This is a genomic window from Paenibacillus sp. EB106-04-04-XG159 (genome assembly GCF_058791835.1).
Genome location: NZ_JBYTDY010000012.1, coordinates 53,101 through 66,635 on the forward strand (window position 1 = coordinate 53,101; position 13,535 = coordinate 66,635).

Genomic DNA, 13,535 nt, shown 5'->3' on the forward strand with positions numbered 1-13,535 from the left:
TGATAGATCATGCTAGAATAGCCTATCATAAATGAACAAACGCCGTAGGACTTCTGTCCCCCTCTGTTCATCTGGACATATAAATAGACGTTCTAAACTAAGAAAAGTTGCTCATTTATAACTATATTAATTTTGGTGCTTGTTCATCGCACAACAACAACCCGCATGACTAGCATGCGGGTATAGTAGAAACGGACTGCTTTTCGACAATCATTTCAATCCGCAGCCGTAACGAAATTGATCATTTAGCGTTACAGGGAGCTTTCCTTGCGCAGTAATCGTTCCGGTCAATACCTTGGCAAGCGCAGCCATTGTCGCAGGACGGTTCTCATAACAGCACAGATAAGTATTCACTTCCAGGAACTGATTCAACTCGTATGGATTGCGCGTTGAAGCTACAACGATGCGTTTACTTTCTTGCAGCTTGCTCAACTCTTTCACAATCTTTACTTGACCCTCATGCAGTTCAGATACCGCATTGTAAGTGACGATCACAATCTGGTCGAACTGTCTGCCAAGCTGGATAGCAGTTTCTACTTCTTCTTCAGTCGGACTAGTACCTATTCGATACTCTTCTACTTCGATTATCGTTTCCGCCAAAGCTGTCGCGACGGTATACGGCTGCACGATCGGCTCATCTACCTCTGTGTGTGCGCGCACTTCCGGCCATATGACGAGTGTACGCGCATTCTGGAGCGGAAGATTGCCATCATCCTTAACTAGGGTGATGCTGCGCTCGCAGATCTGGCGAACGGTATCCTTCGAAGACGCTGTGCCGAATTGATCTTCGAACGACTCCGTGATGACAGGAAGCGCATGCATGTTGCGCTTCTCCTTCAGCGCCAATATGCGATCTACCGAAGCATCAACCTGCGCTTCATCAATTCGTCCGCTGCGCACAGCCTCTACAAGCGTTTGAATCGCCGCTGCCTGCTCGCTGAACGTATGGCTGATCAGCACGATGTCTGCTCCTGCTTCGACTGCCATAACAGCACCTTCCGCGATTCCATACTCCTTCGAGATCGCATGCATCTCGAGACAATCTGTTACAATGACGCCTTCGTAGCCTAAGCGTGTCCGCAGAAGGTCCGTGATCACACGACGGGACAGTGTTGCTGGAACTGGATCTGGCTCGAATGCCGGGAACATCACATGCGCAGTCATAATCATATCTACGCCCTGCTCAATCGCACGAATGAACGGTACCAGTTCAACGGACATCAATCTCTCCTTGTCATGCGGTACTGAAGCTAACCCATGGTGAGAGTCGATTGCTGTATCTCCGTGTCCAGGAAAATGCTTGGCTGCTGCACTTACATTAGCTTCTTGAAGCCCTCGGATCTGCTCCGCACCGAGCTCAGCTACCAACTCCGGATTCTCACCATAAGAACGTACCCCGATAACAGGATTCTTTGCGTTATTGTTGACATCCACACTTGGAGCAAAGTTCGTATTGATGCCCATCTTCAAGAGCTCGTTGCCGCATATGCGCGCCGCTTCGAAGGCAAGCTCCTTATCACGAGTCGCTCCAATTGCCATATTGCCTGGGATTAAGGATACAGCGTCCCAATCAATACGTGCTACCATGCCGCCCTCTTGGTCAATACATATGAAGAGCGGAACGTCACTTTGCTTCGCCGCATGCTGCTGAAGGTCCAAAGACAGCTTCGCAACTTGACGCGGATTCTCGACATTACGACGGAAATAAATAATTCCACCGATATGATACTGCTCGATTAAAGTTTCTATTTCTTTGGACATGAATGGTGTCGCAAAGCCTGCCATCACCATCTGACCAATCTTTTGCTCCAATGTCATCTTCGTTCGATCCATGTTCAATCCACCCTACCATATCGTATTCATGTGATTGCATATCGTAGAATCGAAGTACCTTCTTGCTCCCCTATTACCGCTTTCATCCTAGGACACGAACTGAACCGCTTACGCCCAACGATCCACATCGTCCTTCGATTGCCCAGCTGCCGGACATGAAGCTCATTATATCATTAAACCTCATCTTCTCATATGCTAGACTTATCACTTTGTCTGATCAACTAATAACGCACCCACATTCTTCGTTCCTCATCCTTTTCGAGTTACTACAACAAAAGGCCAACCCACCACGGGTTGACCTATTCAAACTGTGTCTCATATCCAATTATTATTGCATTGTCGCTTCAGCTTCTTGGCGCCCTTGTTCGATCAAGCGCTTCGCACGCTCAACTTCCTCTTCTGTCGGTGAAGGGACACCTTCCAGCGGATACTTCTCGCCAAGCTCAGCCCACTTGTAGATACCCATCTGGTGGTACGGAAGCAGCTCAAATTTCTCTACGCCTTTGAGTGAACCAATGAATCGTCCTAAGTTCAACAGATCCTGCTCATCATCGCACTTCGTCGGTACGAAGACGTGACGGATCCACATCTTCTTGCCGTGGTCAGACAGCCAGCGTGCTGTTTCCAGCGTGCGCAGGTTCGGAACTCCAACAAGTTCTTGATGCTTTTCATTATCGATATGCTTGATATCGAGGAGAACCAGATCTGTGTTGTTATACAGCTCCTCAAGCTTCGATACTTCGTTGAAGCCGTTCGTATCAAGCGTCGTATGGAGGTCCCAGCGCTCTTTCACTTGCTTGAACAGTTCCTTAACGAAATCCGCCTGAAGTGTCGGCTCACCGCCGGATACCGTTAGACCGCCGCCGGAAGTACGATAGTAGCTAAGATACGGCTCAATTTCAGCGAGCACTTCGTCAATCGACATCCCCTTGCCGTCAGTATCGGATAGGCTCCATGTGTCTCGATTATGGCAGTACTGGCACTTAAGAGCGCAGCCTTGCATGAACAGTATAAAGCGTATACCAGGTCCATCAACGGTACCGAATGTTTCTACGGAATGAATGCGTCCAATCATCATTATCACAATTCCCTTCTGTCTAACCTATACCGCTTATTATACAAGAATAGGACAGAAAGAGCGCTACGAGCCAAACAAACGACCTGGCGGAACGTTTATTCGGATCGACAGCGCCCTTTCTAATTAGAATGCTCCGTAGTATCTACCTGCATGTATGCGCGGCAGACTCTCCAGCATTTTTATTACATCGAACCGTGGAATGTACGATGGATAACGTCCATTTGCTGCTCACGAGTCAGCTTGATGAAGTTAACCGCATAACCGGATACACGGATCGTCAATTGCGGGTAGTTCTCTGGGTGATCCATAGCGTCAAGAAGCTGCTCACGATCAAACACGTTAACGTTCAGATGATGAGCGCCTTGGCCAAAGTAACCATCCATCATCGATACCAGGTTGGATTGGCGGCTATCCAGTTCTTTACCAAGTGCTTTAGGCACGATAGAGAACGTATTGGAGATACCATCCAAGCTGTAATCGTATGGAAGCTTAGCTACAGAGCTAAGGGATGCAAGAGCACCTTTTCTATCGCGTCCGTGCATTGGGTTCGCACCTGGTGCAAACGGCTCGCCAGCTTTACGACCATCTGGAGTTGTACCTGTCTTCTTACCGTATACAACGTTCGAAGTAATTGTCAGGATCGATTGTGTTGGCAATGCATTGCGGTAAGCTTTATGCTTGCGAATCATCGTCATGAACTTCTCAACGAGTTCAACAGCGATGCTGTCAACACGATCATCGTTGTTACCGTAGCAAGGGAATTCGCCTTCAACTTCAAAGTCAACTGCGATGCCTTGTTCGTTACGGATCGGCTTAACTTTAGCGTATTTGATTGCGGACAAGGAGTCAGCCACTACGGACAGACCTGCGATACCGCATGCCATTGTGCGCAGAATTTCTTTATCATGCAGAGCCATTTCAATGCGCTCGTAAGAGTATTTATCATGCATGTAGTGAATAACGTTCAATGTGTTCATGTACAGCTGTGCAAGCCATTCCATCATGTTTTCGAAGCTCGCCATTACTTCCTTGTAGTCCAGAACTTCAGACGTGATTGGACGATACTTAGGACCAACTTGAGCGCCGGATTTCTCGTCTACACCGCCGTTGATTGCATACAGCAAGCATTTTGCCAAGTTCGCGCGAGCGCCGAAGAATTGCATTTGCTTACCGATACGCATTGCGGATACGCAGCAAGCGATACCGTAGTCATCACCGTAGATTGGACGCATCAGGTCGTCGTTTTCGTATTGAACTGCAGAAGTTTCAATGGATACCTTCGCACAGAACTTCTTGAATGCTTCTGGCAGCTGCTCAGACCACAATACAGTCAAGTTAGGTTCTGGAGCTGGTCCCAGGTTGTACAGTGTGTGCAAGAAACGGAAGCTGTTCTTCGTTACGCGAGTCTTGCCGTTCAATTGCATACCACCGATGGATTCCGTTACCCAAGTTGGGTCACCAGAGAATAATTGGTTGTATTCAGGTGTACGCAAGAACTTAACGAGACGAAGCTTCATAACGAAGTGGTCAGCCAGCTCTTGAGCTTGCTCTTCAGTCAATGTACCTTCTTTCAAGTCGCGCTCAACGTAGATATCCAAGAAGGACGATACGCGGCCAAGGGACATTGCTGCACCGTTTTGCTCTTTAATTGCTGCAAGGTATGCGAAGTACACGAATTGGAACGCTTCTTTCGCATTTGCTGCAGGCTTAGCCATATCGAAGCCGTGCATTTCAGCCATTTGCTTCAGCTCTTGCAGAGCACGAATTTGCTCATTGATTTCTTCGCGGTCACGAATAACTTCTTCAAGCAATTCTGCAACTTCAAGATCTTTCAAAACTTGCTTCTTCTCGTTGATTAGGAAGTCGATACCGTACAATGCTGCACGACGATAGTCACCGATGATACGGCCGCGGCCATAAGCATCTGGCAAGCCTGTGATGATACCCGCTTTACGAGCAGCGCGCATATCAGATGTATAACCGTCGAATACGCCTTGGTTATGTGTTTTACGAATATGTGTAAAGATGTCTACGATCTCTTCAGGCACTTCAAAGCCATATGCCTTACAAGCGTCGATCATCATGCGGATACCGCCAAATGGTTGCAAAGAACGACGGAAAGGTGCATCTGTTTGAACACCGACGATCTTCTCTTTGCTTTGATCCAAGTAACCAGGCTTATGGGAAATGATTGTGGATGGAGTATTTACATCAACATCCCATACGCCGCCGCGCTCACGCTCTTCTTTGGAAAGCTGGCTGACGATTGCCCATAGGTCTTTTGTATCTTGAGTAGCGCCTGCCAAGAACTTGTCATCCCCGTAGTACGGGTTAATGTTGTGATCGATGAAATCAGCGACATTGATATGTCTTTGCCATTTGCCTGTTTTAAACCCGCGCCATGGGTTTACTGCTTCTGTTTCTGTAACGTTCTTTTCTAATACCGACATCGAAATCCCTCCGTTAAGTAGGTTTTCTATCTATAATATAAATCTAACCTCTATTCACAAGGAACGCAACCGCATCGATAAGCTTGGTTCTTCTCTGGCTGCTGCAGCATTTCCTTGCTATGAGACTATTGTACTCCCTACAATCGCTATACAATGTGATGAAAATCACAATGAAACACCTCAAGCATGCTTTACATCACACGAAATGCATCAATTTTGTGAAATTAATCTCAAACCTAGCGAAGTGGTAAATTTACCATCATCCAATATGTTGAAAAAGGGCAGCAGACATGATGTCTGCTGCCAATAGCTATATTAAAGAGGTGGATGAATCCATTAGCAATTCTTACTCAAAGCGACCGTAGAAAGCATCACGGTATATGTCTGCCAGCTCTGTTACAAGCGGCATCTTCGGATTAGCTGTTGTACATTGGTCTTCGAATGCGCGGTCAGCCAAGCTGTCAACGCCTGCTTCGAATTCCTTCGCGTCGAAGCCGGTTTCTTGGAATGTTTGCGGCAAGCCCAGTTGACGGTTCAAGTCTCGGACCGCTTCGATCAAGCTCTTCACGCCTTCTTCAGTCGTGCGGCATGGCAATCCAAGGATGCGCGCAATTTCTGCATAGCGCTTATCTGCTACGAAATGATCATATTTAGGGAAGGAAGCAAACTTCGTTGGCTTCTTCGCGTTGTAACGGATAACGTGCGGCAGCAGGATCGCATTCGTACGTCCATGAGGCGTACCGTATTGAGCACCCCATTTGTGCGCCAAGCTATGGTTAATGCCGAGGAACGCATTCGCAAACGCCATACCAGCGAGCGTCGAAGCATTGTGCATCTTCTCACGAGCGACTGGATCTGCTTCGTTAGCTGATTTAACCAAGTTTTCGAATACCAATTGGACCGCTTTGATAGCAAGCGCATCGGAATAATCACTAGCCATTACAGATACGTATGCTTCAATCGCATGAGTCAGCACGTCCATACCTGTATCTGCGACTGCTACACGCGGCAAGCTGTATACAAACTCTGGATCGATGATGGCAACATCTGGAGTCAATTGATAGTCAGCAAGCGGATACTTAGTATGACCATTTTCCTTATCCGTAATTACAGCGAACGATGTTACTTCAGAACCAGTACCCGAAGTTGTTGGAATCGCAACAAATTTCGCTTTTTGACCAAGCACTGGATATTTATAAGTCCGTTTGCGAATATCCATAAACTTCTGCTTCAAGTTATTGAAGTCTGTATCCGGGTATTCGTAGAACAGCCACATGGCTTTCGCAGCATCCATTGGAGAACCGCCGCCAAGTGCAATGATGCAGTCTGGTTTGAATCGGTTCATCATGTCAGTACCGCGCTTCACCGTGTTAGTGGACGGATCTGGCTCAACATCGTAGAAGATCTCGATTTGAACTGGATTGCGGCGTTTCAGCAAGTAGTGCTCCAATTTTTGAACGTAGCCGAGCTTCATCATCATTGGGTCAGTAACGATCATGATGCGATTGATGTCAGGCATTTTTTCCAAGTATTGTGTAGAGCCTTTTTCAAAATAAATTTTGTTAGGAACTTTAAACCATTGCATGTTCACAGTACGCTTCGCCACCCGTTTCACGTTGATGAGATTGACAGATGTTACGTTGTTGGAAGTGGAATTGCGTCCATAAGATCCGCAGCCAAGTGTCAGAGATGGAATATTCGTATTGTATATATCACCGATCGCACCATGAGTGGATGGAGAGTTGACAAGAATCCGTCCAGTTTGCAATCGATTACCGAATTTATTGATAATTTCATCATTGCGGGAGTGGATTACTGAAGAGTGACCCATACCGCCGAATTGTACGATTTCAGCTGCGAGCTCAATACCAGCGTCCGCATTTTTAGCTTTATAGCATGCAAGGATCGGGCTCAATTTCTCAGCAGATAACGGGAAGTTTGGTCCTACTCCATCTATCTCAGCAACCAGGATCTTCGTGTCTGCCGGAACCTTCAAGCCTGCAAGCTCAGCAATCTTCACTGCTGGTTGACCAACGATTGTCGGATTCACTGCGCAAGTGCCAGATTTCATGGCAAGACCTTGCAGTTTAACTGTTTCTTCTTTATTGGTAAAGTAGCAGCCGTTTTGCTGCATCATCTTTTTCACTTCGTTGTAGATCGGCTCTTCAATAATTACAGCTTGCTCAGAAGCACAGATCATACCATTATCAAATGTCTTGGAAAGGATCAAGTCTGTTACAGCCTGATCGATCTTAGCGCTCTTCTCGATGAAGCATGGTACGTTACCTGGGCCTACGCCGAGAGCTGGCTTACCGCAGCTGTATGCTGCTTTAACCATTCCAGAACCGCCTGTTGCCAGAATCAAAGCGACGTCAGGGTGGTTCATCAATTCATTGGTAGCTTCCATGGATGGAATCTCGATCCATTGGATACAATGTTCAGGAGCGCCGTACTTGACTGCTGCTTCACGCAGGATGCGTGCCGCTTCCGAGCTGCTGAACTGTGCTGATGGATGGAAGCCAAAGATAATCGGATTGCGTGTCTTGATGGAAATAAGCGATTTGAACATAGTTGTAGAAGTTGGATTTGTTACTGGTGTGATACCCATTACGATACCGACCGGCTCAGCGATTTGGATGCAGTTATCAAAGTCATTCTCTTCGATAACGCCTACCGTTTTGCTATATTTAATGTTGTGATAAATATACTCGGTAGCAAAGATGTTCTTCGTGATCTTATCTTCGTAAACACCGCGCTTCGTTTCTTCAACTGCTGCTTTAGCCAGATACATATGCTTATCAAGTCCAGCTAGCGCCATTTGCTGTACAATCGTGTCGATCTGCTCTTGATTCATCTTCATGAATTCTTCATGAGCTTTCTTTGCGTTGTCAATGAGCTGTTGAATGTGTGCTGCAACTTGATTTTCTTTGTTTTCTACAGTTGGTTTCACTTCGGTCTTCGCCATCATTCTCCGCCTCCATATAAATTACTTTGACTTCAACACCATTTGTACTTCTACTCCAGTATCATCCATCTATATATGAGTGTCAAAGTCTTTTGTTTTGTGATTGTTTTCACAATGTAATCATAAACGATCGCAACCTTGGGGTATGTGATATTTTTCACGTATTTTCATTAAAAACATCATTTTTTTAAAATATTCAAAATGCATGCGCTTTCACTGCTGTAATTGCTATAATAAGAATGAAGAAACATCATCAAGTCTTCCTATAAAGTCATCACCCATAAGATGTATTCTATTGTAAAAAGAACAAGGTGTATTTAATCAACCTGGGACACAAACTGTTTTTAACAATCGTTATATCAATTTACCTAATTATACCTTTTCATGAAAATTTGTCAAAAGTGATTAATATCACCGCACTTTTTTGGACTGTAAATAAATAAAATCGCTAAAGAAATTGACAATTACGTTCTTAACGCTCAATATAGAGGTAAAGAATAAAAAAAGTGAAACATGTCACAAGGTTTGTATGCGATAGTTAACAGCTCGCGAATATGAGAACCAACCTTGAACATATAGGAGGGAAACCGAGTGGACCATATGAAGGAGCAATTCCACGAACACTGTAATATTTCATGCTTCTCGGAACAGAATCAGGAACATCTAATATCTTTATCTAAAGATCGGACATACCCTGAAGGCTCTCACCTGTTTTGGGAAGGGGACACTGCCGATAAATTGTTCTTGCTCAAGAGTGGACGTGTTAAGATCACAAAGTCAACAGATGAAGGGAAAGAATTGATTCTCTACATGTATCAAGCTGGAGACCTTGTCGGTCAAGTCGATCCATTCCACAGCACGAAGCATAGCTTCACCGCGGAAGTTATCGAGGAAGGCGAAGTTGGCGTTATCGAACAACGTGATATTGAAGTCTTGATCTGTCAGCATTGCGACTTCTCGATCGACTTTATGAAATGGATGGGAATTCACCATCGACTGACTCAAACTAAATTCCGCGATCTGATGATGTATGGTAAACCAGGCGCGCTATGCTCCACGCTTATTCGACTGTCCAACACTTACGGTCAAGACCTAGATGATGGCGGCATTCTGATTAATAAGAAGATTACGCATACAGATCTATCCAACATGATCGGGGCTACTCGCGAAAGCGTTAACCGGATGCTCAGCGATCTGCGCAAACGCGGTGTGATCGAATATGACAACGGTATGATCGTCATTCGTGAGCTTGAGCAGCTGCAGGAAGTATGCCACTGTGAGTTGTGTCCGAAGGAAATCTGCCGGATCTAGTCTGGATAATATATGGTATTTATATGATTGATATGCTTATAAGCGCTGTGTAGGAGTAGCTCCTCATATTCAGCGCTTTTTTTATTTCTATAATATTCTACCCCCACCCCGCCCCCCCTTATCGCTTATCTTCGCAAGGAATGAATCGTTCCGCTATTAGACTGTGATATCGCTTAGCGCCATTGAAAAAGAGGCTTGCCCCATAGGTAGAATCATCTACATATGCAACAGCCTCTGCACTAAATCATTTATCAGTTCTTCGATACCTGAATGATGATATTGTCATCAGGTTCCACTCGAATGTCGCTCATGTCCGTTATCTGAACGGGTTGATCATTCATCATTAACTGCACAGCGTAATTTTGCTTCAACGAGACACCGTTGATCTCAATAATATCCTTACTATCCTCAGACAATTTAACGTTTCCGAACTCTTTCAAGACTTCGACCAACTTCATCTCTTGTTCTAGCGGCATTGCATACGTAGAGGTGATATCCGGCAGCGCTGTGCCCCCATCAATCATTAACGTGACACTCGGAATAATCGCACTGCTCGTATCTACATCCAGCTCTTCCACATAGACCGTAAGCTGATCACCTTCTTTAATCGGTTGTGCCAGCTTTTCCTTTTGACGAATCTCATAATCGTTCAGCATGAGCCCCCAGGTCATCTTCGGATCTAGAGAGATATCTCCCACGGAAGCTATTTCAGAGGAGTCACTCTTAAGCTTTACAATACCTGTATGTGCCAATGCTTGACTAACAGTCATGCCTTGTTTCCATTCTATCGCAATTCGTTTTGTAATATTGGGGACATACGATCCCCCGTCAATCAACACAGTAACCTCTGGCAGCGTTTTCGTCTCTGCAGCCGATAATGCCGTTAATGGTTGAGACTCTGGTGCTTGAGAGCAGCCTGTAAGCAGAATTACGCCGATTAAGCCTAACCAGCTTAATCGTTTCCACCAAGATCGATGGTTGTTCATCCGTTCCACTCACCTTCACGCCTAATGTATAAATAATCTGAATATGCAAGCTTATCAATATCATTATGCATGAATGGTGCCAATAAAAAGTATCAAACATGTCATAAAATTCGCAATTGTCACGATATTGCCGGAATATCGGCAAGAACCGTGTATAATTAGTGTTTTTATGTCATATACCTATTCTCTTCATAATTAAGGTCATGTACGCTTTTCTCGTAATTAAGAAATAAATGTACTGAAATACAATGTAGATTCCAACTACGGTCAGCGCATACTGTATGATATTAACAAACAATAGATTGCACAATGTGATCATGGCAACTAGGGTATGGATACTTCCCACTAAACAAGGGAGGAAGAAGATCAGACCCATCTGCCAATTAACAACCTTGCGAATCTCTTCAATGGACAAGCCAAGTCTAGTTAGAGATTTGAAAAAAGCTTGATCCTCCTGCAAATCGCTGAATAGCTTGAAATAAATGATGCTGCCGGTGGCAATAAAGAACAGTAAGCTGATGAACATCCCGATAAATAGAGCTAATGAGCTGACCTGATTGAAATTATTTATAGTATCAATTCTACTACGAACCAGATAACTGTTTTCCCCTGCTTCGTTTATGATCGCATCAGCTAACGGACCAGAATCTTGCCACTCGCTTACCATGTAATTGTGCACTGTTAATTTAGAATCATCCTCAGCACGCTGTTCCATCTCTTGAAATATAGGGTCGGGCATGACCAGCAGTCCGCTTGCCACATACGCTTCCGAAACAACCGTCCGATTCAGGCGATCGATAATGAAGAAACTACGAGGCTGTTCTTCTCCAGCTAGCTTGAGTCGTATATGACTACCTTTCTCAACTACTCCCGACATGTCCATAGTCATCGCTCCAAGTGAACCCTGATCAATCCAATATGCCCCTTCTTCAAATGGTTCGATAAGCTCAATATTCAAAGGCTCGGCTAGCTGGTTATACTGGCTTGTACTGATCATGGATACCGTTAATGTCCAAGGAGTGTCTCCTTCAAGATCACCTTCCAGGAGATTCGTTTCAACTTCAGCTGTAATCTCGTGACCATATTGTTCAGCCAGTTCATATATTCGTTCATCTTTAATAGGCTTCGGATTATTATAATCGCTTCGTATCGTCAACTCATACGGATTCGATTCTGCAACGAACTGTTTATAACCATAATTAAAGACGAATACAGTTGCAGTAGCTGTCAGTACAACCGTACTCAAGATCGCTATCGTGAACAATACTCGAGCATTGCTTCGAATCCGATGCGCAGATTGAGAGATGAATAACAGGTTCGTTCCACGGTACATGATTCGTTTACTGCGTGACAGTATTCGAATAAATAAAATGCTGAACTGTGTGAACAGAAAGTAAGTTCCTATGATCGTTAACAGTACAGTCGGGAAAAAGGTAACCACCAAATTCGTCCACCCTGTATTCACTGCTAAATAATATCCTCCAGCTATAGTTGCAATGGATAACAACGCCAATATCCATGAGAATGAAGGGACTTTCTTCGAGTGACGTCGAGATCGAATCAGCTCTATAATTTCTGTTCTGCCAATCTTACGCAAGGAAATCACGGTAATGACGATAAACAGTGTCAGAAACATCGTAAACGTTAATTGTATTGCGTCCAGGGACAAGTAGAACGGCAGGGGGCTGCTAACATATAAGATATGTCCCATAAACATATTGAACAGCTTGCTGAGCAATGCTCCCGCCCCAATGCCTGTCCCAATCGCAAGCAAGGAGATAAACAGCTGCTCATAGAGCACCATGCGGCGCAGCTGCCACTTGCTCATGCCAAGCAAGGTGTACAATCCGAGTTCACGCTTGCGAGAGTGCAAAAATGAAGAGCTAGAATACCAAGCAAAAAATATTGAAAAGATGAAGATAAGCACTTCGCACATGTACAACAAATTACTGATTGTCGATCCTTCTGGAAATGAATCGTTTAGCACATCGGGATGAAAGATGAACGAGGCATAAACGAAAAAGATCGCAACCGAAAACACACAGCTAAAGAAATAAGCGCTGTATCGATGCCAGCTCTGCCGTATGTTACGTAATGCGATTTGACGAAAGGTCATCGAAGTTGCCTCCAAGCAAACTTAAAGTGTCTAATATTTGTTGGAAAAAGGCCTGTCGGTTTGAGCCGCGGCGAATCTCTGTAAACAATCTTCCATCCTTAATAAACAGCACGCGCTTGCAGTAGCTGGCTGCAAACGGATCATGCGTAACGATTAGAATTGTACGGTTCGTCTGTTCATTCAAGTCTTGCAGCCGAGACATGACATCCTTGGCGGCCTTAGAATCCAGATTGCCCGTCAATTCATCGGCAAGCAGCAGAGAAGGACGGTGTATGACCGCTCTCGCTATCGCTGCACGCTGCATCTGTCCGCCTGAGACCTCATATATGTGTTTATCTAATATCGAATCTATGCCTAACCAGTGAACTATCGGAACGAGCCGTTGTTCGATCTCCTTTGGAGATACTTTATCCAGAGCTAATGGGAGCAGTATATTTTCTTTAATCGACAGCGTCTCGATCAGATTGTAATCCTGAAACACATATCCTAGTTCCTTCCGGCGGAATTGGGAAATGCTGCGATTAGACAGTGAAATCGGATTAACACCGTTAATGAACAATCGACCCGAGGTTGGCTTATCAAGTGTCGCCAATATGTTAAGCAATGTCGTCTTGCCGCTGCCTGACGGCCCCATAATACCGACGAACTCCCCTGCTTCCACATGCAAATTAATATCTTCTATCGCGGTGTAGGTCATCTTCCCCTTCGTCCCATATACCTTAGTAATCTGCTCCGTTCGAAGCACAGTTGTCATTGCCTTACTCCTTTCCAAGACGAATCAGCATAGGTTTGAACT

The 13,535-nt window shown here is 44.9% G+C and carries 8 protein-coding genes; 1 reads left to right on the forward strand and 7 read right to left on the reverse strand.

Annotation, left to right across the window (positions count from 1 at the left end; translation table 11 throughout):
* Nucleotides 1–210: 210 nt before the first annotated feature.
* The 4 genes from nagZ to adhE form a co-directional block, all read right to left on the reverse strand.
* Nucleotides 211–1,833 carry a beta-N-acetylhexosaminidase gene (gene nagZ, locus AC3WTP_RS15625; RefSeq protein WP_492395552.1) on the reverse strand — a complete coding sequence of 541 codons (1,623 nt, stop codon included), beginning with the start codon at nucleotides 1,831–1,833 and terminating at the stop codon, nucleotides 211–213.
* A gap of 328 nt (nucleotides 1,834–2,161) precedes the next feature.
* Entirely contained in the window at nucleotides 2,162–2,911 is a 750-nt protein-coding gene (gene pflA, locus AC3WTP_RS15630) for a pyruvate formate-lyase-activating protein (RefSeq protein ID WP_492395553.1), read from the reverse strand.
* A gap of 182 nt (nucleotides 2,912–3,093) precedes the next feature.
* The gene (gene pflB, locus AC3WTP_RS15635) at nucleotides 3,094–5,361 is read right to left on the reverse strand and encodes a formate C-acetyltransferase (protein WP_492395554.1); all 2,268 of its coding nucleotides are present in this window, start codon (nucleotides 5,359–5,361) and stop codon (nucleotides 3,094–3,096) included.
* Between the two features lie 346 nt (nucleotides 5,362–5,707).
* Nucleotides 5,708–8,329 (reverse strand): bifunctional acetaldehyde-CoA/alcohol dehydrogenase, encoded by a 2,622-nt coding sequence (adhE, locus tag AC3WTP_RS15640; RefSeq protein ID WP_492395555.1) that lies wholly within the window; start codon nucleotides 8,327–8,329, stop codon nucleotides 5,708–5,710.
* Between the two features lie 597 nt (nucleotides 8,330–8,926).
* Between adhE and AC3WTP_RS15645 the strand changes: the two genes are divergently transcribed.
* Nucleotides 8,927–9,637, forward strand: a complete 711-nt coding sequence (locus AC3WTP_RS15645) for a Crp/Fnr family transcriptional regulator (protein WP_492395644.1) — start codon at nucleotides 8,927–8,929, stop codon at nucleotides 9,635–9,637.
* 251 nt (nucleotides 9,638–9,888) lie between these two features.
* On the opposite strand, the gene AC3WTP_RS15650 is transcribed toward AC3WTP_RS15645, so the two are convergent.
* The 3 genes from AC3WTP_RS15650 to AC3WTP_RS15660 all read right to left on the reverse strand — a co-directional run bounded on the left by AC3WTP_RS15650 (nucleotide 9,889) and on the right by AC3WTP_RS15660 (nucleotide 13,493).
* Nucleotides 9,889–10,623 carry a hypothetical protein gene (locus tag AC3WTP_RS15650; RefSeq protein WP_492395556.1) on the reverse strand — a complete coding sequence of 245 codons (735 nt, stop codon included), beginning with the start codon at nucleotides 10,621–10,623 and terminating at the stop codon, nucleotides 9,889–9,891.
* A gap of 172 nt (nucleotides 10,624–10,795) precedes the next feature.
* Nucleotides 10,796–12,739 (reverse strand): ABC transporter permease, encoded by a 1,944-nt coding sequence (locus AC3WTP_RS15655; protein WP_492395557.1) that lies wholly within the window; start codon nucleotides 12,737–12,739, stop codon nucleotides 10,796–10,798.
* Nucleotides 12,711–13,493 carry an ABC transporter ATP-binding protein gene (locus AC3WTP_RS15660; RefSeq protein ID WP_492395558.1) on the reverse strand — a complete coding sequence of 261 codons (783 nt, stop codon included), beginning with the start codon at nucleotides 13,491–13,493 and terminating at the stop codon, nucleotides 12,711–12,713. The genes AC3WTP_RS15655 and AC3WTP_RS15660 overlap by 29 nt, the downstream gene beginning before the upstream one ends.
* Nucleotides 13,494–13,535: the final 42 nt, after the last annotated feature.

Bases quoted from the DNA above. Each gene is read 5' to 3' on its own strand.
- nagZ (WP_492395552.1), bottom strand. From the start codon at position 1,833: ATGGATCGAACGAAGATGACATTGGAGCAAAAGATTGGTCAGATGGTG.
- pflA (WP_492395553.1), bottom strand. From the start codon at position 2,911: ATGATGATTGGACGCATTCATTCCGTAGAAACATTCGGTACCGTTGAT.
- pflB (WP_492395554.1), bottom strand. From the start codon at position 5,361: ATGTCGGTATTAGAAAAGAACGTTACAGAAACAGAAGCAGTAAACCCA.
- adhE (WP_492395555.1), bottom strand. From the start codon at position 8,329: ATGATGGCGAAGACCGAAGTGAAACCAACTGTAGAAAACAAAGAAAAT.
- AC3WTP_RS15645 (WP_492395644.1), top strand. From the start codon at position 8,927: ATGAAGGAGCAATTCCACGAACACTGTAATATTTCATGCTTCTCGGAA.
- AC3WTP_RS15650 (WP_492395556.1), bottom strand. From the start codon at position 10,623: ATGAACAACCATCGATCTTGGTGGAAACGATTAAGCTGGTTAGGCTTA.
- AC3WTP_RS15655 (WP_492395557.1), bottom strand. From the start codon at position 12,739: ATGACCTTTCGTCAAATCGCATTACGTAACATACGGCAGAGCTGGCAT.
- AC3WTP_RS15660 (WP_492395558.1), bottom strand. From the start codon at position 13,493: ATGACAACTGTGCTTCGAACGGAGCAGATTACTAAGGTATATGGGACG.